The sequence below is a fragment of the Burkholderia sp. SIMBA_051 genome, from assembly GCF_046534915.1.
Classification (GTDB): domain Bacteria; phylum Pseudomonadota; class Gammaproteobacteria; order Burkholderiales; family Burkholderiaceae; genus Burkholderia; species Burkholderia ambifaria.
Genome location: NZ_JAWRXS010000006.1, coordinates 209,098 through 235,279, shown reverse-complemented (window position 1 = coordinate 235,279; position 26,182 = coordinate 209,098). Strand labels below are relative to the sequence as shown.

At 67.6% G+C, this 26,182-nt stretch carries 23 protein-coding genes; 13 read left to right on the top strand and 10 right to left on the bottom strand.

The window, feature by feature from the left end:
- Positions 1 to 99 precede the first annotated feature (99 nt).
- The 3 genes from SB771_RS16690 (at position 100) to SB771_RS16680 (ending at position 2,868) form a co-directional block, all read left to right on the top strand.
- A complete protein-coding gene (locus SB771_RS16690; RefSeq protein ID WP_175658892.1) occupies positions 100 to 1,014 on the top strand; it encodes a glutaminase in 915 nt (304 codons plus the stop codon).
- 167 nt (positions 1,015 to 1,181) lie between these two features.
- The gene (locus SB771_RS16685) at positions 1,182 to 2,102 is read left to right on the top strand and encodes a LysR family transcriptional regulator (RefSeq protein WP_175658891.1); all 921 of its coding nucleotides are present in this window, start codon (positions 1,182 to 1,184) and stop codon (positions 2,100 to 2,102) included.
- Between the two features lie 130 nt (positions 2,103 to 2,232).
- Entirely contained in the window at positions 2,233 to 2,868 is a 636-nt protein-coding gene (locus SB771_RS16680; RefSeq protein WP_175658890.1) for an isochorismatase family cysteine hydrolase, read from the top strand.
- Between the two features lie 68 nt (positions 2,869 to 2,936).
- Here SB771_RS16680 and SB771_RS16675 read toward each other — a convergent pair whose 3' ends face one another.
- Both SB771_RS16675 and SB771_RS16670 read right to left on the bottom strand, forming a co-directional pair.
- Positions 2,937 to 3,668, bottom strand: coding sequence for a ribonuclease T2 (locus SB771_RS16675; protein WP_175658889.1), 732 nt, complete (start codon positions 3,666 to 3,668; stop codon positions 2,937 to 2,939).
- 181 nt (positions 3,669 to 3,849) lie between these two features.
- Positions 3,850 to 5,253: an HdeD family acid-resistance protein gene (locus tag SB771_RS16670; protein ID WP_175658888.1), complete on the bottom strand. Its 1,404-nt coding sequence runs from the start codon at positions 5,251 to 5,253 to the stop codon at positions 3,850 to 3,852.
- Positions 5,254 to 5,615: 362 nt separating this feature from the next.
- Here SB771_RS16670 and SB771_RS16665 point away from each other — a divergent pair, with 362 nt between their 5' ends.
- From SB771_RS16665 to SB771_RS16645, 5 genes are all read left to right on the top strand, one after another.
- Positions 5,616 to 6,263 carry a hypothetical protein gene (locus SB771_RS16665; RefSeq protein ID WP_175658887.1) on the top strand — a complete coding sequence of 216 codons (648 nt, stop codon included), beginning with the start codon at positions 5,616 to 5,618 and terminating at the stop codon, positions 6,261 to 6,263.
- A gap of 72 nt (positions 6,264 to 6,335) precedes the next feature.
- On the top strand, positions 6,336 to 6,893 hold the full coding sequence (locus SB771_RS16660; RefSeq protein WP_006761407.1) for a helix-turn-helix domain-containing protein: 558 nt from the start codon (positions 6,336 to 6,338) through the stop codon (positions 6,891 to 6,893).
- Between the two features lie 108 nt (positions 6,894 to 7,001).
- Positions 7,002 to 7,583, top strand: a complete 582-nt coding sequence (locus SB771_RS16655) for an HD domain-containing protein (RefSeq protein WP_011659358.1) — start codon at positions 7,002 to 7,004, stop codon at positions 7,581 to 7,583.
- A gap of 55 nt (positions 7,584 to 7,638) precedes the next feature.
- Positions 7,639 to 8,367, top strand: coding sequence for a class I SAM-dependent methyltransferase (locus SB771_RS16650; RefSeq protein WP_175658886.1), 729 nt, complete (start codon positions 7,639 to 7,641; stop codon positions 8,365 to 8,367).
- A gap of 292 nt (positions 8,368 to 8,659) precedes the next feature.
- Entirely contained in the window at positions 8,660 to 9,412 is a 753-nt protein-coding gene (locus SB771_RS16645; protein WP_175658885.1) for a DUF3658 domain-containing protein, read from the top strand.
- 43 nt (positions 9,413 to 9,455) lie between these two features.
- Here the strand turns inward: SB771_RS16645 and SB771_RS16640 are convergent, their stop codons facing one another.
- The gene (locus tag SB771_RS16640; protein ID WP_175658884.1) at positions 9,456 to 10,994 is read right to left on the bottom strand and encodes an MFS transporter; all 1,539 of its coding nucleotides are present in this window, start codon (positions 10,992 to 10,994) and stop codon (positions 9,456 to 9,458) included.
- 177 nt (positions 10,995 to 11,171) lie between these two features.
- On the opposite strand from SB771_RS16640, the gene SB771_RS16635 reads away from it, so the two are divergent.
- Positions 11,172 to 12,077: a LysR family transcriptional regulator gene (locus SB771_RS16635; RefSeq protein WP_175658883.1), complete on the top strand. Its 906-nt coding sequence runs from the start codon at positions 11,172 to 11,174 to the stop codon at positions 12,075 to 12,077.
- A 61-nt stretch (positions 12,078 to 12,138) separates the two neighbouring features.
- On the opposite strand, the gene SB771_RS16630 is transcribed toward SB771_RS16635, so the two are convergent.
- From SB771_RS16630 to SB771_RS16605, 6 genes are all read right to left on the bottom strand, one after another.
- On the bottom strand, positions 12,139 to 13,278 hold the full coding sequence (locus tag SB771_RS16630) for an enoyl-CoA hydratase/isomerase family protein (protein WP_175658882.1): 1,140 nt from the start codon (positions 13,276 to 13,278) through the stop codon (positions 12,139 to 12,141).
- Positions 13,275 to 14,066: an enoyl-CoA hydratase gene (locus tag SB771_RS16625; RefSeq protein WP_011659362.1), complete on the bottom strand. Its 792-nt coding sequence runs from the start codon at positions 14,064 to 14,066 to the stop codon at positions 13,275 to 13,277. The genes SB771_RS16630 and SB771_RS16625 overlap by 4 nt, the downstream gene beginning before the upstream one ends.
- Entirely contained in the window at positions 14,063 to 14,965 is a 903-nt protein-coding gene (gene mmsB, locus SB771_RS16620) for a 3-hydroxyisobutyrate dehydrogenase (protein ID WP_006761413.1), read from the bottom strand. Before mmsB ends, SB771_RS16625 begins: the two co-directional genes overlap by 4 nt.
- Before the next feature lie 18 nt (positions 14,966 to 14,983).
- Positions 14,984 to 16,513: a CoA-acylating methylmalonate-semialdehyde dehydrogenase gene (locus SB771_RS16615; RefSeq protein ID WP_011659364.1), complete on the bottom strand. Its 1,530-nt coding sequence runs from the start codon at positions 16,511 to 16,513 to the stop codon at positions 14,984 to 14,986.
- Between the two features lie 107 nt (positions 16,514 to 16,620).
- Positions 16,621 to 18,327, bottom strand: a complete 1,707-nt coding sequence (locus tag SB771_RS16610) for an AMP-binding protein (protein ID WP_175658881.1) — start codon at positions 18,325 to 18,327, stop codon at positions 16,621 to 16,623.
- 184 nt (positions 18,328 to 18,511) lie between these two features.
- The gene (locus tag SB771_RS16605) at positions 18,512 to 19,645 is read right to left on the bottom strand and encodes an acyl-CoA dehydrogenase family protein (RefSeq protein ID WP_006753001.1); all 1,134 of its coding nucleotides are present in this window, start codon (positions 19,643 to 19,645) and stop codon (positions 18,512 to 18,514) included.
- A 137-nt stretch (positions 19,646 to 19,782) separates the two neighbouring features.
- On the opposite strand from SB771_RS16605, the gene SB771_RS16600 reads away from it, so the two are divergent.
- The 3 genes from SB771_RS16600 (at position 19,783) to SB771_RS16590 (ending at position 23,350) form a co-directional block, all read left to right on the top strand.
- The gene (locus tag SB771_RS16600) at positions 19,783 to 20,817 is read left to right on the top strand and encodes an AraC family transcriptional regulator (RefSeq protein WP_012366634.1); all 1,035 of its coding nucleotides are present in this window, start codon (positions 19,783 to 19,785) and stop codon (positions 20,815 to 20,817) included.
- Between the two features lie 122 nt (positions 20,818 to 20,939).
- Positions 20,940 to 22,580, top strand: coding sequence for an NfeD family protein (locus SB771_RS16595; protein ID WP_175658880.1), 1,641 nt, complete (start codon positions 20,940 to 20,942; stop codon positions 22,578 to 22,580).
- Positions 22,577 to 23,350 carry a slipin family protein gene (locus tag SB771_RS16590; protein WP_011659369.1) on the top strand — a complete coding sequence of 258 codons (774 nt, stop codon included), beginning with the start codon at positions 22,577 to 22,579 and terminating at the stop codon, positions 23,348 to 23,350. Before SB771_RS16595 ends, SB771_RS16590 begins: the two co-directional genes overlap by 4 nt.
- A gap of 81 nt (positions 23,351 to 23,431) precedes the next feature.
- Here SB771_RS16590 and SB771_RS16585 read toward each other — a convergent pair whose 3' ends face one another.
- On the bottom strand, positions 23,432 to 24,709 hold the full coding sequence (locus tag SB771_RS16585; protein WP_175658879.1) for a haloacid dehalogenase-like hydrolase: 1,278 nt from the start codon (positions 24,707 to 24,709) through the stop codon (positions 23,432 to 23,434).
- A gap of 507 nt (positions 24,710 to 25,216) precedes the next feature.
- Here SB771_RS16585 and SB771_RS16580 point away from each other — a divergent pair.
- Complete coding sequence (locus SB771_RS16580; protein WP_175705318.1) at positions 25,217 to 26,116, top strand: M24 family metallopeptidase; 900 nt, start codon at positions 25,217 to 25,219, stop codon at positions 26,114 to 26,116.
- The last annotated feature ends 66 nt before the right edge of the window (positions 26,117 to 26,182 follow it).

Sequence of the window (26,182 nt, the reverse complement as noted above, 5' to 3'; positions counted from 1 at the left end):
ATAAGGGCGCGATGGCTGCCGCGCTTGACGAACCGGCGCCGAAACGGTTCCATACGGGCTCCCTGGAAACCGGGCCCCGCGCCCGCCCTGCCTCACGTGATGAACTACCAGCCGATCCTCCAACGCATCCATACCGAACTCGCCCCCTGGATCGGGCAAGGGCGCGTCGCCGACTACATTCCCGAGCTCGCGAAGGTGCCGGCCGACAAGTTCGGGATGGCCGTTGTGACGCTCGACGGAAACGTTTACACCATCGGCGACGCGCACGAGCGCTTCTCGATCCAGAGCATCTCGAAGCTGTTCGCGTGCACGCTCGCGTTCCAGCTGCTCGGCGACGCGCTGTGGGAACGGGTCGGCCGCGAGCCATCCGGCACCGCGTTCAACTCGCTCGTCCAACTCGAGAGTGAACGCGGCAAGCCGCGCAATCCGTTCATCAATGCCGGCGCGCTGGTCGTAACCGACGTACTGTCCCGCCGCTTCGTGCGCGCCGAGACGGCGCTCGTTGAATTCGTCCGACGGCTGATCGGCCACAACGATGTCGATTACGATTCGCGCGTCGCGCTGTCGGAGTTACAACACGCAGAACGCAACCGCGCGATGGCGCATTTCATGTCGAGCTTCGGGAATATGCAGATGCCGCCGGAAACGGTGGTCGACGCGTACTGCCGCCAGTGCGCGATCACGATGAACTGCGTCGAGCTCGCGCAGGCCGCGCTGTTTCTCGCGAACGGCGGCGTCGCGCCCGTCACCGGCGAGCGGATCCTCGACGCGAGTTCGGCGAAGCGGCTGTCGGCGCTGATGCTGACCTGCGGCACCTACGACGCGGCGGGCGACTTCGTCTATCGCGTGGGCCTGCCCGCGAAAAGCGGCGTGGGCGGCGGGATCGTCGCGGTGCTGCCGGGCGAAATGGCCGTGTGCGTGTGGGCGCCGGGGCTCGACGCGAACGGGAACTCGTTGGCGGGAACGCTGGCGCTGGAGTGGTTGACGACGTATTCGGGGCGGTCGATTTTTTGAGGTGGCGGAGTTAGGCGCAATTCGGAACAGCGTCGTCGCGGCTGCATAATGGCGCCCCCTCGCGGCCACTGATCCACGCGCCCGGGCATGGTCGCGACCCTGACTTCTTCCGATTTGCGCCCCGCCCCAGCGTCGAAAATCAGCGGCCCATCTAAAAGGTAATCGTTTTGAAGTTGTCGTTTGAAGTTCTGGAGGCGCTCGATGCCATAGACCGCGCGGGCACGTTCGCGGAAGCAGCCGTGCTGATTCATCGCGTACCGTCTGCACTGTCCTACCTCGTGCAAAAGGCAGAGAGCGATCTCGGGGTCATCCTGTTCGATCGCAGCGGGCGGCGTGCGCAGTTGACCGAGGCGGGACGGCTGCTCGTAGAGGATGGTCGTCGTCTGCTCCAGGCGGGGCGGGAGCTGGAAAACAAAGTCCGGGGTGTCCACGCGGGTTGGGAGGCCGAACTCAGACTGTGCCTCGACGAGATTCTGCCGCTCCCGTCGTTGTGGCCGCACGTGCGCGCCTTCTATGACATGAAGCTGACCACGCGGCTTCGTCTATCGACCGAAGTGCTCGGCGGCGTATGGGACGCGCTCGTCACGGGGCGCGCGGATATCGCGATCGGTGCCGCTGGGGAGCCGCCGCACGCGCCGAACATCGCGGCAAGGCCGATCGGCCTGTTGCGCCATGTTTTCGTCGTGGCGCCGCATCACCCGCTCGCCGCCGTCGAACAACCACTCGACAGCGACACCATTTCAAGCCATCGCGGCGTCGTCATCAGCGACACGTCGCGCGCCCTCGAGCCCCGATCGGTGGCGATTCATGACGGACAACCGGTCATCATCGTGCCGACCCTGGCCGCCAAACTCGACCTCCTTTGCGAAGGCATGGCCGTCGGCATGCTGCCCGCGCCCGTCGTCGAGGAGGCGATCCGTCAGGGAAAGCTCGTCGAGCGGCGCGTAATCGGCGTGCGGGACCATACAACCTGCTACCTCGGCTGGCGTGAGGACAAGACCGGACGCGCATCGAAATGGTGGATCAATCGACTGGATCAGATCGATCTGATCTCCACGCTGTTCAGCACGCGCGGCGTCGCGACCTGACGCACATGTCCGTACCCGGGACGCCATGCGACGAACCCGTTTCTTGCCGGCCCACTAGAATGGTCGACGACATCCACGCAGCGGTCGTTTTTCCGAATCCACCGAAGTGACTTTTGGGAGAGCATCAGTCATGCAACCGGAACACGCTTCAGATCGCGCAGCCACCGACCACGCAGGCACGGATACCCACACGCACGCGTCAATTCCACCGATCGTGCCGGCGCAAACCGCGCTGGTCGTCATGCATTACCAGACCGACATCCTCGGGCTCTTTCCGTCGGTCGCGCCCACCCTGCTCGCCAAGACGCGCAAGCTCTGCGATGCGGCGCGGGCCGGCGGCGTCCACGTTTGCTTCGCCAATCTCCGCTTCAACCCCGGCTATCCGGAAGTCAGTCCGCGCAACAAGAACGGCCAGGGGATCAAGCAGCTCGGCCTGTTCGTGGACGACGGCCCGTGCCCGGGGCTCGGCCGGCTGGACAGCGAGCCGCTGATCGCCGCGCATCGCGCAAGCGTGTTCTTCGGCACCGACCTGCAGGCGCGGCTCGTCGCGCAGGGTATCGATACGCTGATCCTGGTCGGGATTGCGTCGACCGGCGTCGTGCTGTCGTCGGTTGCGCACGCAAGCGATGCGGATTTCCGGCTGTATACGGTGAAGGACTGCTGCTACGACCCGGATCAGGTCGTGCACGAGCATCTGTTCGCGACGGCGTTCGAGACGCGCACGACGGTGCTGTCGCTCGACGATGCGTTGCACTTGCTCGCGTAGACGCGCAACGCATGCGCCGCGCCGGCCGGAACGGTTCCCGGCCGGCGCCTCCTGCGTGACTTCGCGCGTTACTTCGCGATATACACGCCCGACGTCGGGCACGTGCCCTGCGTATTGCCGTCCGTCACGAGCGACGCTGCGCTCGGAAACTGCGAGGTCGCGGTCGTCTTCACCGCGATCCACGCTTCCGTGAAATAGCTGACGCCGTTGGTCTTCGTGCACTTCAGCGACACCGCGCTGCGCGTATTGCTGCCGAACGCGCCCTCGAACGCGGACAGCAACTGGTTGCGCGTCACCACCTTGCCCGCGTTCGCCTGCAGGAACGTGTTGAACGACGTGTTGCCGAGCCGGCTGATCATGCCGGTCGCCTCGTTCCAGTAAGTGTCCGGCGTGGCCGAATTCGAGCAGGTGCCGTGCTTGAACCATTCGTGCTTGTCGAGGCACGACGCCACGCCCGGCATGTAGGTCGACAGCGTGTTGCGGGTCGCGGTGCTCACCGGATACGCGTCCATGCTGCACCACTGGTGCGCGTTGTCGAGATCGATGTCGCTCTGCGGCACGCCGCAGTAGAACGGCTGGTTGCCGTCATACCGGTTCGGCCACAGGCCATGCAGCGACAGGCTCGTCGCCGCATACGTGCCGGCGAGGTTCGTACACTCCGGCGTATCGTGCGACGCGCAGAAGCCGGGCTCCCACGAAGCCGCGAGCAACAGGTAGTCGTAGCTGGTCTGCGCGGTGGCGTGCAGCGAGGCGAATGCGACGGCGAGTGCGGCCGCGGCGCGGGCGAGCGTCTTGAGCATGGCGTTTCCTCGGAAAAGGCTTGCGGTCGCTGGATGCGCCGCAAGATTGTCGAATGTCTGCCCGCGATTGTTGCCGACGCAACATGGCATCAATATGAAGGTGGCCCCAGGAATTCGTGACGCGGCGCAACGCCGATGAATGCCGGCCTGCTGATCGAAGCCTCGGTGCGGCGCCACGCGATCATTTCGCCGACGCGGCTTCCGATCCACCCGGCGACAGCGCCGCGCTGTCCTGCTCGCGCCACGCCCGGCGCGACGCGATGATCGCCGTCACGGCCGAGCGCGCGACCTTCCACCACGCGAACGGCCGCGGATCGGCGAGCATGCTGAGCGCTCGCGCATAGTCGAGCGTGAGCCCGGGCGTCCAGGCCATCGTCACCGCGCGCTTGCGGATCTGCGCGGCGACCCACAGCTCGGGCGTGAGCAACAGCCGGACGAACGCGCCCCACCCTGCCCGCTCGCCCTTGAGCCGCCACACCGCGCCGTCGAGTGCCGCCTCGAGCGCGTTCGACACGGTGCTCGAGCAGTTGCGGTGCGTGAGGTTGTACGTCACGGTCTGCCGGTACGACGACCAGAAGGCGTCCAGCTTCGCCGGATCATAGTTGCGGATCCGCACGCGCACGGTCGACGGACACCATGCCTTCGATTCCGTCGCATAGTCGGGCTGGAACAACCCCGGCACGTCGTTCTCGCGCGTCGCGCGCAGCAGCCGCGTGAATTCGTCCGGAGAACGATCGATCTCGACGGCCGGATACAGGCTGATGTAGATGCCCTCGGGCGACTCCAGCGCCGCATGGCCGGTCGAGATCACGCCGTTGACGTCCACCGCCGCGATGTAGCGGTCGATCACCGGGTAGCGCTGCGCTTCGGCCTTCGACGTGCCGGTCGGCGTCCACACGTGCACGGTGAGCGCGCGCTCGTGGTCGGCCGGCGGGCCGTCCCATTCGGATTGCGTGAAGCGCGGGACGTCGGGCGCCGCGTCGATGTCGGGCACGATCGCGGGCGCCGGCGACGTCACGAACGCCGGGTTGCGCGTGAGCCGCCGCACGCGCGCGGCGAGGCTCAGCATGTGCATTCCGCCGAACATCAGCAGCAGGCCGAGGCAGTACGGCACGGTGCCCGCATAGTGGGTCGGGTACGGCTGGTAGAAGAAGATCGCGAGCAAGATTTCGACGACGCCCCATGCGAACGCGACGTTCCAGCGCCGGTAACGCACCATCCATGCGGACGTGCACTGCAGCAGCCCGTCGACGAGGAACAGCGTGCCGAAGATCATCGACAGCAGGAAGTGGCCGTGATGATGGCCCGCGAACACGAGCCCGGCGGCCACCACGACCGCGATGCCCTTCACGTAGCGCAGGATGCGCTGCCCGCCGACGCCGCTGCCGGCCACCGCGAGCGTCGCGAGCCCCTCGATCAGGAACAGCCACGCGAACAGTTCGATCGGAAAATGCAGCGCGCCGTCGAGCGCGTCGATGAAGATGCCGACGCCCGCGACGACCCACAGCCAGCCCAGCACGGTCAGCCCGCGCCAGCGCGTTCGCAGATATTCGATGCCCAGCAGCAGCAAGACCAGTCGTACCATTGCGCCCTCGTATCATTTTTTCGGAATACGCGCTGGCCACGCGTCTCCGGTCGTGCCGACCGCGCGCCGTTCGATGCGCAAGCCGGAAGGCGGGGAATGCTGGCCGGCGCGTCATGCGTCGACATGACCGATGGCGGCCGGCGCGCGCCGCTCTGGCCGAATAATAAGATATGACGAGGCCGGTTGAAAGCCTGCCGAAAACGTGTCCGGCTGCTTCGGACGCCACGGCATGCTGCAAGACACGGCACGATCGGCAGCGTTGCCGCAACAGATTTCCCGTTCGACAACGCGCGCCGGATACGCGAGAATCGCCGCTCCGAGGGCGAAAGCCACCTTAAACCGCAAAGACGGAACTACAAGAAATGCGCATTTCGATCACGCGCCGGCGCCTGCTGGCCGCCGGCATGGCTGCGGCCAGCCTCCCGCTGTCCGGCTGCTTCACGCCGAAGCTGTACAAGGAGAGCGCGTACCACGAACAAGTGTCCGCGTTCATGATCACCGAAGACGGCAAGAAACTCGTCGTCCTCGGCCGGGATTACCATTACATCTTCGATCTGCCTGCCTCCCTGCGGCCCGTGCTGCAGTCCGGCTACCGGAAGTCGCTGCGCACCGAGTTCACCGACTTTCGTGGGAACGGCAGCGGCGTGACCGGCCACTACCGGATTCTGTTGCCGAAGAACGCATCGGCGGACGATCAACAGGCCGCGACCGCCGACGGCTTCACCGCCGCGCAGGCCGGGCTCGTGCTCGAAGGCGACATCGGCGGCAAGCGCTACTCGACCGAAGGTTTCGCCGACAAGGCCAAGGACAAGGACAACGCGGCACAAGCGTTCAACCACCCGTACACCGTGTACGTCAGGGAATCGCCGTCCGTGGTCGGCATGGGCTTGCGGATCCTCGCGACGCCGGTCACGGTCGCCGCCGACGGCGTGCTCGTGCTGGGCGGCATCGTGCTCTTGCCGATCGCGGTCATCGCGATCGAGGCGAACGGCGGCCTGCGGATCATGTAACGGCCACGGCCGGCGGTGACGCTCGCCTGCCATGCACGCGCTCGCACCACGAACGCAAACCGGAGCATCGACATGACGACCTCGCCGCTTCACACCCCGCCGCTCGGCCCGCAACTCAAGCGCTGGCGCACGCTGCGCCGCGTGAAGCAGAGCCATGCGGCTGAGCTGTTCGGCGTCGCGCAATCGACGATCTCGCGCTGGGAAGCCGGCATCCAGCAGATGTCGCCCGACGAGCGCGCGACGGCCGAGCGGCTGCTTGCCGCGCGTCTCGATTCGGCCGGCGACCACGCGCTCGCACGGCTGATCGCGAGCAGCACGGCCCGCATGCATCTCGTGTGCGACCTCACGCATCGGCTGCTCGCCTGCTCGCCGTCGCGCGCGGCCGAGTTCTCGCGGCCGCTGCCGATGTTGCTCGGTACCTCGCTGTGGCGCTATGCGTCGCCGGAAATCGTCCGCATGGAAGCCGCGCTCGACCCGCTCGGCTGGCACGATCGCGCGGGGCCGCCGAGCGTCGAATTCGCGACCGGGACCAATGCGTCGCGCGTCGTGCCGATTCGCGGCAGCACCTGCCGGTGGACGCGCATGACGCTGTCGGATGGCTCCGCCGCGCGGCTCGTCGAAACGCTATAGCACGTGCGCCAGTCGCCGGGCCCCGGCGCGCCACGCATATTTCATGCGTGGACGCGGGGCGTCCGCTCGGCGTACGCTTGACGGCTCCATTCACGCATTGCGCCGACGATGAACCTCGACACGATCCACGCGCGGCTCGATTTCCTGCGCGAAGCCGAACGCCTGAAAGACGTGCTGCGCAGCGGCCACACGTCGACGGGCCGTCGCGAAAGCACCGCGGAGCACAGCTGGCGACTGTGCCTGATGGCGCTCGTGTTCGCCGATGCGCTGCCCGACGTCGACACGACGAAACTGCTGAAATTGTGCGTCGTCCACGATCTCGGCGAAGCGCTGCACGGCGACATCCCCGCGATCGAGCAGGCCGCGCATCCGGACAAGAGCACGCACGAACGCGACGACCTGCTGACGCTCACGGCCGGGCTCGATCGCGCGCTGCGCGACGAGATCGTCGCGCTGTGGGATGAATACGAGGCGGCCGAATCACCGGAAGCGCGCGCCGCAAAGGCGCTCGACAAGCTCGAGACGATCCTGCAGCACAACCAGGGCAGCAATCCGCCCGACTTCGACTACGCGTTCAATCTCGGCTACGGGCGGCGCTACACCGACGCGACGCCGCTGTTCGGCGCGATCCGCGCGATCGTCGACGCGGACACGCAACGCCGGATCGACGCACGCGGCGACGGCGCGTAAGCTCGCGGAATCGGCCGCATGGCACCGTGCGCCGCATTTGCGCGAGGCTCGCCGCATGACGCAGAACATCTATGACGATCCCGCCTTCTTCGAAGGCTACAGCCGCCTGAACCGCTCGGTGCATGGGCTCGCCGGTGCGCCCGAATGGCCCGCGCTGCGCGCGCTGCTGCCGGCGCTGCGCGGCGCCAACGTGCTCGACCTCGGCTGCGGCTATGGCTGGTTCAGCCGCTGGGCGGCCGAACAGGGCGCGGCGAGCGTGCTGGGTATCGACGTGTCCGAACGCATGCTCGAACGCGCGGCGTCGACGGCCGCGCACCCGGCGATCACGTACCGCCGCGCCGACCTCGAAACGCTCGCGCTGCCGGATGCCGCGTTCGATCTCGCGTACAGCTCGCTCGCGTTCCACTACATCGCGCATCTCGACGCGCTGCTGCGCACGATCCACCGCGCGCTCGTGCCGGGTGGCCGGCTCGTGTTCTCGATCGAGCATCCGATCTACACGGCGCCGCGCCGGCCCGGCTTCGTCGTCGATGCGCAGGGCGAGCGCTCGTGGCCGCTCGACGGTTATCAGCGCGAAGGCGAACGCGTGACCGACTGGCTCGCGCCGGGCGTCGTCAAGCAGCATCGCACGCTCGGCACGCTCGTGAACCTGCTGATCGGCAGCGGCTTCACGCTCACGCACCTGAACGAATGGGGGCCGACGCCGGAACAGGTCGATGCAATGCCCGCGCTCGACGAGGAACGAGACCGGCCGATGATGGTGATCGTGGCTGCGCAGCGGTAGCGGACACGGGACGGTGGCCATAACTGCCATCGCCTGTTCGGTCGATCTCTAGCCGCTATGCGGCGCGCGGAATCCGACGCACGAATATCCTCAATTTAATTTAACAATATTGACAATATGACAGTCAGCAACAATTATCCCCTTTCACAAAAATAGATACTTGAAAAATCACCCGTCGAAAATCTACCCTGCTCTTTACACAATACGCATCGAACGGTAGGGCGGCAGGCCGGACAGCCCTACCGGCATGACGCGATGCGGGGATTGCTTGAACTGAAATCGGGGAGCTCGAATGATTCAAAATAAGAATTATCAACATGTCGTTCACGCGACATTCTCGAAGCGCTTCTTCGATGCCGTTTCAACTGCAATTTCAAATGGAAGCTTGACGGGGTCGTGCGTACTTATCGGCGGAGACTGGCATCTCGGCCCGCTCAAGAAGCGCAACACCAAAACGCTTTCGGCATGGTTCTCCGAGAATTTCGGGTACGTTCCGGAAAATGTATCGACAAACATCTCTGCTCTCAGTGAGGGAGCCAAAATTTTCGCATGGGTGAACCCATTGGCGTCAGATGAATATGCGAACTTCATACATTGGGTGAGTTTCCAACCCGTGCAAGAATTTTCCTTGATCCCGGTTCCCGAGAGCGCGCCCGACTCCGCCGCAGGGAATTTTCACGATATCGCGATTTTTCTCGACGATGCAGTTGAGAAAAAGACGAGCGACATCAGCCCTTACATCCGGGAATGGGATGTCATAACCGACGAAAATGCAGATTTTAGGCTAATCGGCCGCACCGGAAAAATCCAGTCGCTCCCATCATCGCACTTCGACCAATACATCATCGACGCCATAACCGAGCAATGGGAGCCATCTCCAATAGTCGCATTGCGCATAATGGAAAAACTTGCTTCAGAGAAGCAAGCATTCCCGGGAGACATTTTTCTTTATCATCGATTCGAGAAACTTTGCTCGAGCGGCATCATTGAAAAGCAAGCTGACGTCAGCATCGCCCAAACCCTGATACGGGCAACGCCCCTTTAACGCTTGTCATGCGCCAGCCCCATCGGCCCGGCTACGCACGACCTCATTCACATACCGCCCCCCTCCGCCCCACCGGCGCGAACGCCACCGCGCTCGCGGTCGCGAGCACGGCCACGCCGGCCGCGCCATACACCATCACCCAACCGAACCCGTGCACGAGCGCCGCGTGCAGCGCGGTGCCGTTCGGGTCGGCCTGCGCGAGCGCGGGCGCAATCGCCTGCAACCCGTCGGTGCGGCCCGACGCGATCTGCTGCGCCAGCGTGCGCAACACCCCCGCATCGACCGCCCCCGCAACCCCCGCCTTCAGGCTCGCGACGATCCCCGCGACCAGCACGAAGCCCATCGTCGCGATATTCAGCGCGAGCGAGATCATCCGCGCGCTCATGTCGATGCCCGACGCCATCCCGGCCCGCGAACCCGGCACCGCGCCCGTCGTCGTGTTCGTGACCGGCGTGTTGGTGAGCCCGAGCCCGATGCCGGCGATCACGCAGCCGGGCAGCATCGTGAGCCAGCTCGCGTGGTCGACGCCGCTGCCGATCCGCATCAGCGCGAAACCGGCCGCAATCGTGAACAGGCCGCCCGGAATGACGACGCCGGGCCCGTAGCGCAGCGCGAGCCGCTCGCCGAACGGCGGCGCGACCAGCGTCGGCAGCGTGTACGCGAGCAGCGCGAGGCCGGCCGTCACGCTGTCATACCCGAGCGCGACCTGGAACCAGATCGGCAGGTAGATCATGAACGGCCAGAAACTGAAGTTCATCCCCATCGAGCCGAAGATCGCGCCGGTGAACGCGCGAATCCGGAACACGGAGAAGTCGAACATCGGCCGCGCGCTCACACGCTCCGCGACGACGAAGCCCGCCAGCGCAAGCACGGTCGCGCCGAGCACGCCGAGGCCGGCCGCGCTCGTGAGCCCCAGCTCCGCACTTTGGGTGATATAGAACGCGATGCCGAGCACGGCGAGCGACAGCGTAACGATACCCGCGACGTCGAGCGTGCCCGCATGCGGATCGCGCGACTCCCGCACCGCGCCGCCGATCAGCACGAGCGCGACGGCCGCGAGCGGCGCGTGGACGAGAAACACCCACGGCCAGCTCGCCAGCGCGACGATCGCGCCGCCGACGATCGGCCCGAAGCCGAGGCCGATCCCGAACACGATGCCCCAGATCCCGAACGCGCGGCCGCGCTCGCGCCCTTCGCGGAACTGGTGCGACAGCACCGCGATCTGGCAGATCAGCATCGCGCCGCCGCTCGCGCCCTGCAGCAACCGGCCGGCGACGAGCACCGGCACGTTCGGCGCGAGCCCGCACAGCAACGACGTCGCGCCGAACAGCACGGTGCCGATCACGTACACGCGCTTGCGGCCGAAGCGGTCGGCGAGCGTGCCGGCCGCCATCAGCACCGTGGTGCACGCGATCGTGTACGCGTTCATGATCCACTGCATGCCGTTGAAGTCGCCGTGCAGCACGTGTTCGAGCGTCGGCAGGATCACCGGCACGCTCGAGATCTCGAGGCCGAACATCAACGACGTGAGACAGACGGCCGCGAGCGCGACCGCATTCCTGCGGGTGTCGGATAGCGTCATGCGTATTGCGCGACGACCCGCAACGGGCCGCGCGCCTCCAGGTGAGAAGGATTCGCCGCGTGCGGCCGGCAACGCACGCTGGACGGGAATCGGTACTATAGTGAGAATCCCCCTCCCCATTGACGCGTCCTTTTCTCCAGACTGGGGAACTACAGGACTCAATCACCGCAACCCGCCATGACCGACAGACTCGACGGCGTCACGACCTTCGTCCAGGTAGTGGAATCCGGCAGCTTCGCGCTTGCCGCGGAACGGCTAGACATGACGCGCTCGGCGGTCGGCAAGGCGATCGCGCGGCTCGAGAAGCGGCTCGGCGCGCGACTGCTGCAGCGCACGACCCGCAGCCAGAGCCTGACCGACGACGGCCAGGCGTATTACGACCGCTGCGTGCGCGCGCTGTCGGAACTCGAAGCGGCGGAAGCCGATCTCGATTGCGGCCGCAACGAAGCGCGCGGCAAGCTGCGGCTGAGCGTGCCGCTCGCGTTCGGGCATCACTGCGTGACGCCGATCGTCCTCGATCTCGCACGCACGTATCCGCACGTGCGGATCGACGTGTCGATCACCGACCGTTTCGTCGATCTGGTCGAGGAAGGAATCGATCTCGCGGTGCGCATCGGCACGCTGGCGGATAGCACGAGCCTCGCGGTGCGGCGGCTCGGCACGCAGTACGGCAGCCTCGGCGCAGCGCCGTCGTATCTCGCGCGCTACGGGATGCCGCAATCGCTCGACGACCTGCGGAATCACCGGACGATCGCGTATTCACGCTCGGGCGTCGCGCAGCCGTGGGACCTGCGCGCGCCGGACGGCTCGATCGTGCGCGTCGACATGCAGCACCAGCTCAGCTTCGACGACGTGCAGGCGATCGCGGCGGCCGGTGCGGCGGGGTTCGGGATCGCGTGGCTGCCGAGCTGGCTGCTCGATCATTACGTGAAGCGCGGCGAGATGGTCGTCGTGCTCGACCGCTGCTTCGTATGCGAAGGCGACATCCACGCGATCTGGCCGAAAACGCGCTATCTGCCGCGCAAGACGCGCTGCGTGATCGACGCGCTCGTGCAGGCGGTGCCGCCGATGATCGAGCGCTGAACGCAGGCGACAAGAATGGAAATGCGTTGCAGCCGACGCGCCGCGCGGGCGCGTCGGGACGTCACGCCGCGCCGAGATCGGCGAGCGGATGCGCGAACAGCTTCCACGGCGAGGTCAGGAAATGCCGCACGCGCTCGGCGCGCAGCTCGACGAGCGACGCCGGCGCCCAACGCGGCTTGCGATCCTTGTCGATGAGATGCGCGCGCACGCCTTCGCAGAAGTCGCCCTCCTCGATCGCGCGCGCGACGATGCCGAGCTCCATCCGGAACGACTCGGCCAGCGTCATCTGGCGGCCGCGCAGCAGCGCTTCGCGCGTCACGCACAGCATCGTCGGCGAATGGCCGGCGAGCGCATCGAGCGTCGCCTGCAGCCATTGACGATGCTCGCGCGACAGCTCGTCGCGCGCGAGATCCTGCTTCAGCGTCGCGACGATCCGCTCGACGGTCGAGCGCTTGTCGAAGTGCCGGACGATCCACGCCATCTGCGTGTCGAGCACGGCATGCGGCACGACGTTGCACGGCGGCTCGAACACCTTGCGCAGCGCTGGCAGCACGTCGCCGTCCCACTTGACGCTCTCGATGCGCGTCTCGAACGTATCGAGCCACGACGACGGCACGCACAGGTCCGCGAGCTTCGCGCTCAGCGCGTCGGCACCCGACAGCATCGCGCCCGTCAGCCCCACGTACAGTTCGAGCTCGACCGGCATGCACGACAGGAAATGCGTCGCGCCGACGTCGGGCACGAGGCCGATGCGCGTCTCCGGCATCGCGATCTTGCTGCGCTCGGTCGCGACACGCAGCGCCGCGCCTTGCGCGAGCCCCATCCCGCCGCCCATCGTCACGCCGTCCATCAGCGCGACCACCGGCTTCGGGAACGTGTGGATCGCATGGTCGAGCCGGTATTCGTCGACGAAGAACGGCAGCCAGGTCTCGCGCTGCGCGACCATCCGGTACAGCGCACGCACGTCGCCACCCGCGCAGAAGCCCTTCTCGCCCGCGCCGCGCAGCACGACCGCGACGATCTGGTCGTCGGTGCGGCAACGCTCGAGCAGCGCGGCGAGCTCGCCGATCATCGGATAGGACAACGCATTGAGCGCGGCCGGCCGGTTCAGCGTGATCAGCGCCACGCGGTTCACCACGCGGAACAGCACCTCCGGCGCGGGTTGCACGACGCGCTCGTGAGTCGTGACCGGCGTGCTCATGGTTGCGCCTCCCCATCGGTGTGCCATTGCGGCGCGCGCTTGCCGAGAAACGCGGCCACGCCTTCGCGCGGATCGTTCGTGTCGAACAGGTCGACGAAGCGCTCGCGCTCGACCGCGAGCGCCGCGCTGCGCGGCACGCCGCGGCGTGCGAGGCCGATCAGCTCCTTGCTGTATGCCACCGCATGCGGGCTCTGCCGCGCGACGTTGCGCGCGAGCGCCAGCGCCGCATCGCGTGCCGCGCCGCTCTCGACCACGTCCTCGACGAGGCCGATCCGGAGCGCCGTCGCCGCGTCGACCCGCGTGCCGGCCAGGATGATCTTCTTCGCCCAGCCTTCGCCGACGAGCCAGGGCAGCGTCTGCGTGCCGAGCCCGCACGGCAGCAGGCCGACCGACGGTTCGGGAAGCGCCATCTGCGCGTGCGTCTCGGCGATCCGCAAATCGCACGCGAGCGCGCATTCGAGGCCGCCGCCCATCGCATAGCCGTTGATCGCCGCGATCGTCACGACCCGCGCGTCATGCAGCGCCTCGAACGCCGCGCCGAAGCGCGCGGCCATCGCGCGCGCGACCGCGCGGTCGCCGTCGGCGAACGTGTTCAGGTCGGCGCCCGCGCTGAAGAACTTCGGGCCGTCGCCGGTGATCACCAGCGCGCGCACGCGCGGGTTCGCGTTCAGCTCGGCGACGGTGTCCTGCAGCTGCCGCAGCCCGTCGGCGGTAAAGGCGTTCGCGGGCGGACGCTTGAGCGTCGCGCACGCGATCGCGCCGTCGTCGACGTAGTCCAGTTCGATCATGAGGCGTCCTTCTTCGTGGCCGGTTGGTACAGGCGGATCACCGCCGAGAAATCGAGTTGCCCGTCGCCGCGGCTGCTCATCGCCTGGTACAGCTGCTGCGCGAGCGCGCCGAGATAGACGGGCTGGCGCGCCTGCTTCGCGGCGTCGTTCGCGAGGCCGAGATCCTTCAGCATCAGGTCGGTGCCGAAGCCGCCGCTGTAGCCGCGCGACGACGGCGCGGTGGCGATCACGCCCGGATACGGGTTGTAGGTGTCCGAGCTCCAGCAGCGGCCCGTCGACGTGTTGACGATGCCGGCCAGCACCTTCGGGTCGATGCCGAGCGCGACGCCGAGCGACATCGCCTCCGATACGGCCGCCATCGAGATGCCGAGCACGAGGTTGTTGCAGACCTTCGCGACCTGCCCCATCCCGGTCGCGCCGCAGTGGACGATGTTCTTGCCCATGCCGGCGAGCACGGGCTTCACGCGCTCGAAATCGGCGTCGCTGCCGCCGACCATGAAGGTCAGCGTGCCGGCCGCCGCACCGCCGGTGCCGCCCGATACCGGTGCATCGACGAACGCGCCGCCGTGCTCGCGCACGAGCGCGCCGAATGCCTGCGCGCTCGCCGGGTCGATCGTGCTCGAGTCGATCACGGTCGCGCCGGCGTCGAGGCCGGCCAGCACGCCGTTTTCACCGGCGAGCACCGAGCGCACGTGCGGCGCGGCCGGCAGCATCGTGATCACGAACGTCGCGCCCGAGGCCGCATCGCGCGGCGACGCGGCCGCCTGCGCGCCGGCGTCCTGCAGCGCGCGCAATGCATCGGCGCTCAGGTCGAACGCATGCACTTCATGGCCAGCCTTGAGCAGGTTCAGCGCCATCGGCGCACCCATGTGGCCCAGTCCGATAAAACCGATCTTCATGTTCGTCTCCTCCGCCGCTCAGTGCAGCCGGATCGTCGTGTTCACCGGGCCGGCCGTCGTGTCGTCGTCGAACCAGCGCGCGGTGACCGTCTTCGTCTGCGTGTAGAACTGCACGACCTGCTTGCCGTAAGGGCCGAGATCGCCGAGCTTCGAGCCGCGCGAGCCGGTGAAGCTGAAGAACGGCACCGGCACCGGAATCGGGATGTTGATGCCGACCTGGCCGACGTCGATCTCGCTCTGGAACTTGCGCGCGGCCGCGCCGCTCTGCGTGAAGATGCCCACGCCGTTGCCCATCGGGTTCGCGTTGACGAGCGCGATCGCTTCGTCGAGCGTGTCGACTTCCATCACGACCAGCACCGGCCCGAAGATTTCATGGGTGTAGACCGTCATCTCGGGCTTCACGCCCGAAAAGATCGTCGGCCCGATGAAGTTGCCTTCCTCGAAGCCGGCGACCTTCACGTCGCGACCGTCGAGCTCGAGCTTCGCGCCTTCCTTGATGCCCGCGTCGATCAACGACAGGATGCGCGCCTTTGCGCCGCGCGACACGACCGGCCCGACGTCCGTGCCCGCTTGCGAGCCCGCGTTGACCTTCAGCGTCTGCGCCTTCGCGACGATGTCAGGCAGCCAGTCGCGCGCGCGGCCGACCAGCACCGCGACGGAGGTCGCCATGCAGCGCTGGCCGGCCGCGCCGAAGCCCGCGCCGACCAGCGCATTGATCGCCTGCTCGCGGTTCGCGTCGGGCAGCAGGATCGCGTGGTTCTTCGCGCCCATCATCGCCTGCACGCGCTTGCCATGCTGGCTGCCGAGGTTGTACACGTGCGTGCCGACGGCCGTCGAGCCGACGAACGAGATCGCCTTCACGAGCGGATGCGTGCAGATCGCATCGACGACTTCCTTGCCGCCGTGCACGACGTTCAGCACGCCTTTCGGCACGCCGGCTTCGATCGCGAGCTCGACGAGCTCCATCGTCGACATCGGGTCCTGCTCCGACGGCTTCAGCACGAATGTATTGCCGCACACGATCGCCATCGGGAACATCCACAGCGGAATCATCGCGGGGAAATTGAACGGCGTGATGCCCGCGCATACGCCGAGCGGCTGGCGCAGCGTGTAGGTGTCGACGCCGCCCGCGACGTTTTCGGCGAACTCACCGAGTTGCAGCGTGCCGATCGAGCACGCGTGCTCGACCACCTCGAGGCCGCGGAAGATGTCGCCTTCGGCGTCGGGCAGCGTCTTGCCCTGCTCGGCGGTCAGCGTCTTCGCGATGCGCTGCAGGTTCGCGCGCACGAGATCCTGGAACTTCAGCATGATGCGCATGCGCGCGGCGATCGGCGTGTTCTTCCATGTCGCATACGCCTCCTGCGCGGCCTGCACGGCCGCGTCGACTTCCGCGACGGTCGCGAACGGCACGCGCGCGAGCACCTGCTGGGTCGCCGGGTTGACGATGTCGCGCCACTCGCTCGTGGTGGACTCGAGGAAAGCGCCGTCGATCAGCAGCTTGACCGTCGGCACGTCTTGCCCCGTGCGGGGCGTCGGATTCGCGTTCATCGATGCAATCTCCTTGCTGTGGACCACGCAGCGCTGATGCCGCGCGGCCGGTTCAATCCAGTTGCGGGCGGCCGCCGCGGGATGCGGCGCGCGCGGCCCGCGGCCGGTCATTTCAGTTCGGCGGCGAAATCTTCTTCCCAGTATTCGCCGGGCATGCGCGTCGTCGCATCGTCGCCGCGCTCGATCTCGCGGCGGCGCAGCTCGACGCGGCGGATCTTCCCCGAGATGGTCTTCGGCAACTCGGCGAACTGCAGGCGGCGGATGCGCTTGTACGGCGCGAGCTTCTCGCGCGAGAAGCGGAAGATCTCCAGCGCGAGCGCCGGGCTTTCCTCGTAGCCCTGGCGCAGCGTGATGTAGGTCTTCGGCACCGACAGCCGCAGCGGGTCCGGGCTCGGCACGACGGCCGCTTCCGCGATCGCCGGATGCTCGATCAGCACGCTTTCCAGTTCGAACGGGCTCAGCCGGTAGTCGGACGACTTGAACACGTCGTCCGCGCGGCCGATGTACACGTAGTAGCCGTCGTCGCCGCGCATCGCGATGTCCGACGTGCGGTAATGGCCGTCGCGCATCGCATGGGCCGTCGCGTCGGGATTGTTCGCGTAGCCGTTCATCAGCCCGACCGGGCGCGACGCGCCGGCGCCGATCGGCAGCGCGACCTCGCCTTCGCTGACGGGCGCGCCGTCCGGGTCGAGCAGCGCGATCCGGTAGCCCGGCAGCGGCCGCCCCATCGAGCCGGCGACCACCGGCTGGCCCGGCGTGTTGCCGATCAGGCAGGTCGTCTCGGTCTGGCCGTAGCCGTCGCGGATCGTGATGCCCCACGCCTTCTTCACGCGCTCGATGATCTCGGGATTGAGCGGCTCGCCCGCGCCGACGATCTCGCGCAGCTTCACGTCGAACGACGCGAGCGGCTGCTGCACGAGCATCCGCCACACGGTCGGCGGCGCGCACAGCGTGGTCACCCGGTATTTGACGAGCGCGTCGAGCACGACTTTCGGCTCGAAGCGCGCGTAGTTGAACGCGAACACGCACGCCTGCGCATTCCACGGCGCGAAGAAGCAGCTCCACGCGTGCTTCGCCCAGCCCGGCGAGCTGATGTTCCAGTGGATGTCGCCCGGCTGCAGGCCGACCCAGTACATCGTCGACAGGTGCCCGACCGGATAGGTGCGGTGCGTATGCTCGACGAGCTTCGGCTTCGACGTCGTGCCCGACGTGAAGTACAGCAGCATCGTTTCGTTCGACTGCGTGACGGCGTCGGGGGTGAACACGTCGCTCGCCGCGTAGCCGTCGTTCATCGCAAGCCAGCCGTCGCGCGGCGCGCCGGCGACGATCTTGTGCCTCAGGCCGAGATCGGCCTGTTCGAACTTCGCGGTTTCGTTCTCGTCGATGATCGCGTATGTGGCGCCGCCGATCTGCACGCGGTCGCGCACGTCGTCGGCCGATAGCTGGGTGGTCGCGGGCAGCACGATCGCGCCGAGCTTCATCGCGGCGAGCATCGCGTCCCACAGCTCGACACGGTTCGGCAGCATCAGCAGGATCCGGTCGCCGCGCACGACGCCGATGCCGCGCAGCCAGTTCGCGATCCGCGACGAGCGCTCGGACATCTGCGCGAACGAATACGGGTCGCCCGTCCCGGTTGCCGCGTCGACGATCCACAGCGCGGGCTGGTCGTTGCCGCGCGCCATCGGGTCGAAGTAGTCGAGCGCCCAGTTGAACGCATCGAGCACCGGCCATTCGAAATCGCGGTAGGCGGTTTCGTAGTCGGTGCGATGGCGCAGCAGAAAGTCGCGTGCGTCCAGGAATGCCTGTACTGTCATCGTGTCGTCTCCAGTCTCCATGCCCAGCGGTCGACCGGCGCAGGCGCTGCAGCGCCCGTCCGGTTCCCAGTTGCGCCGCGCACGGTCACGTCGTTGCGTGCCGCGTTTGCCGCGCTGCCCTCGTGCCCTGCCTGTTTACCTGCTTGTCGGTTCGCGTGGTGTTCGATGGAGCGAGCGCCGCGACTCAAAGCTGTCGCGCAATCACCATCCGCTGCACTTCGCTGGTGCCTTCGTAGATCTGCGTGATGCGCGCGTCGCGATAATGACGCTCGACTTCGTAATCGGCGAGGTAGCCGTAGCCACCGTGGATCTGGATCGCGTCGGAACACACGCGCTCGGCCATCTCGGACGCGAACAGCTTCGCCTGCGACGCCTCCGACAGACACGGCAGCCCGGCCGTACGCAGCTTCGCCGCGTGATGCACGAGCAGGCGCGCCGCGTTGATCTGGGTGGCCATGTCGGCGAGCTTCTGCTGAATCGCCTGGTGCTCGGCGATGGGCTTGCCGAACTGCACGCGCTCGCCCGCATAGCGGCGCGCCTTGTCGAACGCGGCGCGCGCGATGCCGAGCGCCTGCGCGGCGATGCCGATCCGACCGCCCTCGAGGTTCGACAGCGCGATCTTCAGCCCTTCGCCGCGATTGCCGAGCAGGTTTTCTTCCGGAATCGCGCAGTTCTCGAACGTGATCGCGCACGTGTCGGACGCGCGGATGCCCATCTTCTTCTCGGGTTTGCCGACGATGAAGCCCGGCGTGTCGGTCGGCACCAGGAACGCGGAAATGCCGCGCTTGCCGGCTTCCGGGTCGGTCATGGCAAAAACGATCGCGACGCCGGCGCGCTGGCCATTGGTCACGAACTGCTTCGCGCCGTTCAGCACCCACTTGCCGTCGCGCAGTTCCGCCCGCGTGCGCAGGTTGTGCGCCTCGGAGCCGGCCTGCGGCTCGGTCAGGCAGAACGCGCCGATGATGCGGCCCGCCGCCATCTCGGCCAGCCAGCGATCCTTCTGCGCCGGCGTGCCGAAGCCGAGGATCGGCCCGCAGCCGACCGAGTTGTGCACGCTCATCATCGTCGCGCACGCGGCGTCGCCGGCGGCGATCTCCTCCATCGCCAGCGCGTAGGCGACGTAATCCGTATACGCGCCGCCCAGTTCCTGCGGCACGATCATCCCGAGCAGGCCGAGTTCGCCGAGCTGCGCGACGACGGCGTCGGGCAGGTGCGCGTCGTGGTCCCACTGCGCGGCGTTCGGGGCCAGCACCTCGGTGGCAAAAGCGCGCGCGGCGTCGCGGATCATCCGCTGGTCTTCGGTGTAAAGCTCGTCCATGGCGCTGCTGTCTCCCGCGGCCGCGTGCGGCGACCGACCTTCCGTTTCGATGCAACAAGTGTAGGCAAGCACGCGCGACTGTTCGATGCTCGCGCCGCTCATTTACACTGAGCGTTTTTGCCATACCGGCGGCTTCGATGAAGCAGGAAGACAAGGGCACCGTCGCGATCAGCCTCGTCGCTTACAGCGTCGCGCTCGCCACCCGGCGCGGCGTCGCGGCCGAGCCGCTGCTCGCGCAGGCCGGCATCGCGCCCGCGCTGCTCGACCAGCCGCGCGCGCGGGTGTCCGCGCAGCAATACGGCGCGTTGTGGAACGCGATCGCGCGCGCACTCGACGACGAGTTTTTCGGGCAGGACCGCCACCCGATGCGCAGCGGCAGCTTCATCGCGATGAGCCAGGCCGCGCTGTCCGCGCAAGACGGACTGCACGCGATGGCGCGCGCGGTGAATTTCCTGCACTGCGTGCTCGACGACCTGCACGCGGAGCTCGACGCCAATCCGCAGCGCGTGCGGCTGCGCTTCGTGCACCGCAACAGCGCCGCGGCGCCCGCGATGTTCACGTATGCGACCTATTTCATCATCGTGTACGGCCTCACCTGCTGGCTGATCGGGCGGCGCATCCCGGTGCTGCACGCGAGCTTCCGCTGCGACACGCCGCCGGCCGACCACGAATACCCGTCGATGCTGTGCGACGACATGCGGTTCAACCAGCCCGATTCGTATGTCGATTTCGATCCCGAATTCGCGACGCTGCCGGTCGTGCAGAACGCGAAGACGCTGAAGACGTTCCTGCGCAACGCGCCGGCCAGCTTCATCGTCAAGTACCGCAACCCGAACGCGCTCGCGCAGCGCGTGCGCACGGTGCTGCGCGGAATGCCGCCCGCCGCGTGGCCCGGCGCGGGCGGGATGGCCGCGCGGCTGCACGTGGCCGAGGCGACGCTGCGCCGCAAGCTGCACCAGGAAGGCCACGCGTACCAGTCGATCAAGGACACGCTGCGGCGCGATCTCGCGTTCGAGGCGCTGGCCGACCCGTCGCGGACCATCGCCGACGTCGCGGCCGCCACCGGTTTCGCGGAACCGAGCGCGTTCTACCGCGCGTTTCGCAAATGGAGCGGGCGCAGCCCGGCCGAGTACCGGGAAGAAGCGCTCGCGCGCGGCAACGGCGCCGGCTGAAGGCGCGGCCGGCGGCCCCGCCTTCGCGCTTTGCCCCGAAACCGCCTAATCTTCAAATATCGGGCCAACGCCCTTTTCCGCGAGCCGGACGGCGTGCGGCCGCGCGCCGCCCGGACGCCCCGATGCCCATTCATCGTCATGGGCCGCCGTCATCGGCATCGCCCGACGGCCGCCCCCGTCACCCGCTGGTCGCGCGGGTCGCGCGCGCCGCGCTGTTCGCGGCGCTGCTCGTCGTATGCGCGGCGGTTGCCGCTCCGCCCCCCGCCAGCTCGCCCGCCGCACCCGCCGCCGCGACTCCGGTCATCGTGATTCCGGTCAACGGCGCGATCGGGCCGGCCAGCGCCGACTTCATCGTCCGCTCGCTCGAGCGCGCGGCGCACGACCACGCGCCGCTCGCGATCCTGCAGCTCGATACGCCCGGCGGGCTCGACACGTCGATGCGGCAGATCATCAAGGCGATCCTCGGCTCGCCGGTGCCGGTGGCCGCGTTCGTCGCGCCCGGCGGCGCCCGGGCCGCGAGCGCGGGCACCTATATCGTCTACGCGAGCCACATCGCCGCAATGGCGCCCGGCACCAATCTCGGCGCGGCCTCGCCGGTGCAGTTCGGCATCGGCGGCGGCGCGCCGGGTACGCCGGGTACGCCGGGTACGCCGGGTACGCCGGGTACGCCGGGTACACCCGGTACACCCGGTACGCCGGGAACACCGGGCACGCCGCGGCCGTCGCCGGCCGGGACATCGGGTGCGGGCGGCGCCTCCAGCGCCTCGTCCACGCCCGTCGCGCTGCCGAACGACACGCAGTCGACCGAGATCCGCAAGGCGACCCAGGACGCCGCCGCGTACATCCGCGGCCTCGCGCAGCTGCGCGGACGCAATGCCGAATGGGCCGAGCGCGCGGTGCGCGAGGCCGTGAGCCTGTCGGCGAACGAGGCGCGCGCGCAGCATGTCGTCGACCTGATCGCGCAGGATCCGGCCGACCTCGCGCGCCAGCTCGACGGCCGCACCGTGACGACCAGCGCCGGCACGCTGCACCTCGCGACCGCGCATGCGCCGCTCGTCGTGCTCGCGCCCGACTGGCGCAGCCGCTTCCTGTCGATCATCGCCGATCCGAACGTCGCGCTGATCCTGCTGACGATCGGCATCTACGGGCTGTTCTTCGAATTCGCGAACCCCGGCTTCGTGCTGCCGGGCCTCGCCGGCACCATCTGCCTACTGGTCGGGCTGTTCGCGATGCAATTGCTGCCGGTCAGCTATGCGGGCCTGGGGCTCGTGCTGCTCGGTCTCGGCTGCCTCGTCGCCGAGGCGTTCCTGCCGACTTTCGGCGTGCTCGGTTTCGGCGGGATCGTGGCGTTTACGATCGGCGCGCTGATGCTGATCGACACCGACGTGCCCGGCTACGGGATTCCGTGGCCCGTGATCGCGAGCCTGGCGCTCGGCGGCGCGCTGTTCGTCGCCGTCGTATCGAGCGTCGCGCTGCGCGCGCGGCGGCGCCCGGTCGTGACGGGCGCCGAGGCGATGCTCGGCAGCATCGGCGAAGTGCTCGACGACGGCCTGCACCCGGATCAACCGATGGCCGCGAGCGGCGTCGCGCCGTCGGCCGCCGGCTGGGCGCGCGTGCACGGCGAGCGCTGGCGGGTCGCGAGCAGCGTGCCGCTCGCCGCCGGCTGCCGCGTGCGCGTGACCGGCCGCCAGGGGCTGACGCTGACCGTCACGCCGCTCTACGACGTGCCCGGGCAGGCACAACCCCAAGGAGAACCTTCATGATCGGTTACACGTTCGGCTTCAGCAGCGTCCTGATCGTCTTCGTCGTGGTGCTCGTCGCGTCGTCGATCCGCATCTTCCGCGAGTACGAGCGCGGCGTCGTGTTCATGCTCGGCCGGTTCTGGAAAGTGAAGGGGCCGGGGCTCGTGCTGATCATCCCGATCGTCCAGCAGGTCGTGCGGATCGACCTGCGCACCGTCGTGTTCGACGTGCCGCCGCAGGACGTGATCACGCGCGACAACGTGTCGGTGAAGGTCAATGCGGTCGTATATTTCCGCGTGGTCGATCCGGAGAAGGCGGTGATCCAGGTCGCGCACTTCTTCGACGCGACCAGCCAGCTCTCGCAGACGACGCTGCGTTCGGTGCTCGGCAAGCACGAGCTCGACGCGCTGCTCGCCGAGCGCGAGCAGCTGAACGCCGACATCCAGAAGACGCTCGACGCGCAGACCGATGCGTGGGGGATCAAGGTATCGACGGTCGAGATCAAGCACGTCGACCTGAACGAGACGATGGTGCGCGCGATCGCGCGGCAGGCCGAGGCCGAGCGCGAGCGGCGCGCGAAGGTGATTCATGCGGAAGGCGAACTGCAGGCATCGGAGAAGCTGCTGCAGGCCGCGCAGCGGCTCGCGCTGCAGCCGCAGGCGATGCAGCTGCGCTACCTGCAGACGCTGACGACGATCGCGGCCGACAAGAATTCGACGATCGTGTTTCCGCTGCCGATCGATCTGCTCGGGTCGCTGCTGGAGCGGCTGGGGGTGAAGCGGGAGCCTTGAGATGCGCGTGTGCCGGCTCGCACGAGGCCGCGGCCGATGCGGATGGACGCGGGGCCGCGGCGGCCCGGCGCCCGGCCCGCGTCAGGCCAGCAGCTTGCGCTCGGTCTTGCCGTACTTGAGCGACTTCTCGTCCGGGATCATCAGGCCCGTGTGCTCGTCGCGGCCCTGCAGCAGGAAGCGCGCGTCCGGCTTGCCGATCTGTTCGGCCGCGAGTTTGCTGTCCGCCCCGATCTCGCCCTTCTTCATCCGGTTGACGATCACGCCGGCCGCGGTGTCCTTGAAATCGCGCAGCATCCACGCATCGCCGTCGCTGTCGCCGAACACCAGCAGCGGGCCGTAACCCTTCTTCGACGCGAGGACGTTGCGGATGCCCACCGTCTTGCCGGGCCCCCAGTTGAAATGCCAGCCAGCCGGATAGGTGCTCGTGTACCTGCCGTCCTGCATGTCGAGACGCAGGCCGATCACGTTCTCGGGCGCCACGCCGTAGCCATAGTTCGGATTGCCGGCGAACACGCGCACGACGTCGTCGAGCGACGCGGTGCTCACGTACACGTCGATGCCGTTCGCACGCAGCGTATGCATCACCGCGCGGATTTCCTCGTGAATGCGGATGCCGTGGAAATGGGTATCGGCCACCACGCCGGCCTTGCCCGGCAGCGCCTTCGGGCTTTCGTAGCGAACCTTGCGCAGCGCGTCGCCGATACCGTAGTTGTTCGACGCTTCCGCCATCGCCTGCAGCTCGGCGGTCGTCATGTTCTTGTAGAAATAGATGATCCACTTGTAGCCGACTTCGAGCGGATGCGTGTCGCAGATCGCGTCGTACATGAAGTACAGCTTCGCGCGAAAATCCTTGAACTGGTCGGTCTCGCGAATCTCGTCGAGGCTCTTGTCGCCGCCGAAGCCCTTGTAGTTCGCATGGAGCCAGCGGTAGTCGGACTCGACGTCGGCGGCGAGATCCTCCATCGTCACCGGCTTGCCGTCGACGGTCGTGTAGTCCTTCATGAACGCGCCCTTCGGCACGTCCTTCCACATCACGGCGACGAACTCGTCCGGCGTCAGCTTGTACTGCAGATGGTTGATCTGGTACATCAGCAACGCCTCTTCGCAGTCGTTCATGATGCACGTGTTGTCCCAGTCGAACACCGCATACGGGCGGCGCTTTCCATCGTAGCGCGCGCTCGCGACGCCATGCTGGTCGAGCACCGCCTGCAGGCGCGCGGCATTGAACGGCGACCAGCGGCCCGGGTCCAGCGTGTCCGGCGCGATTGCGCTCTTCGCGCCGGCGATGCCGGCCTTGAGCATGAGCGGCGTCGCGGCGGTCGCCGCGGCAAGGGTGTTCATGAACCGGCGGCGTTGCATGGTCTCTCTCTCCGTTGAAATGCCGAATCGGCTTCGGTCGCTGCCCCGCGCGACGCGCGGCACACCGGCCCGGCGAAGCCGCAAAGGCTTCGAATAGGGGCGGATGATGTGACGAAATTATTTCGGCAATTTGACAGCGTCGCGCCGCGACGCGACGGAGAGTTGATCCGGCGCGACATGCCGGGCCGCGCCGGAACCTCGCGTGGTGCTCCCGGCCGCCTCCCCCGCTCGGGACGCGTGCGCAGCAGCGGGCCAGCCGGCCCGACCGCCGGAACCTAGAACTTCTCCTCCATTTCGGCTCTTCATTAGGAGAAGTCCTCATCTCCGGGGGCTGGCACATGCCGTCGAACCGGCTATGATCGTTACATTAATTAATGGCACATTAAATGCTGACTGAATAATTCGCCCAAGTTCACCGGCGGATGCGTTCCGGATCAGCGCACAAGCCTTGCACAGGACTCGCGTCGCGCCGACACGCAAACGCGGGCCGACACATGGAGACGCATCATGACCGCTGACCACCCGCTGCCGGAAGTCCACCTGGACGAGCTGCCGCAATTCCGCGCGGTCCAGCAGCTTGCGTACCGCTGCGTCGAGACCGTCGGCGCGATGCTCTATCCCGGCATCACCGAGAAGGAAGCCGCACGCCTGCTGACCGAATGGCTGCAGGACCACGGCGTGCACGACTGGCTGCACAAGCCGTTCGCGTGGTTCGGCGAGCGCACCGCGTTCGAGGGCTTCTCCGGCCTCAAGCACATGGGCGGCTTCAACCTCGCGTTCTTCCCGAGCCACCGCCAGCTCGAGACCGACATGCCGGTGATCCTCGACGTCGCGCCCGTGCTCGACGGGGTCGTCGCGGACGTCGGCTACGCGCACTGCCTCGGCCGCAACCCGATCCTCGAACAGCTGCAGGACGACCTGATGGACCATCGCGACATGATCGTGCGGCTCGTGAAGGCGCGCCGCCCGATGGCCGAGGTCGCGCAGGCGGTCGACGCGCTGTGCCGCCGCCAGGGCGTCGAGCCGCGCCACAAGGCCTATCCGTTCAAGGTGCTCGCGCATCGCGTCGCGAAGATCCACAAGCCGTCGAAACCGCGCTTCGTCGCGCGCTTCGGGCTGAACGCGACGCGCAACCTGCTGCTCGACCAGGGCCGCGCGGCGAAGCAGCAGGGCTGGTCGCCGCTATGGTCAATCGACCGCCGCTCCGAACATGCGCCCGTGCCGGGCCTGTGGGCCGTCGAGCCGCATCTCGGCTTCGCCGGCGTCGGCGCGAAATTCGAGGAACTGCTGGTGATCACCGACGACGACGCGTACTGGCTCGACGACGACCTGCCGCACGTGCGCCGCCGGCAGCGCCGCCAGGCCGAACGCGCGCGGGCCGTCGCGACGGTGGCGGCTGCTGCGTGACGCGTCCGCGTCACCTCTTCCTTCCGAAGCTCCGAAGCCCCGAATCCCTGAATCCCTGAATCCCTG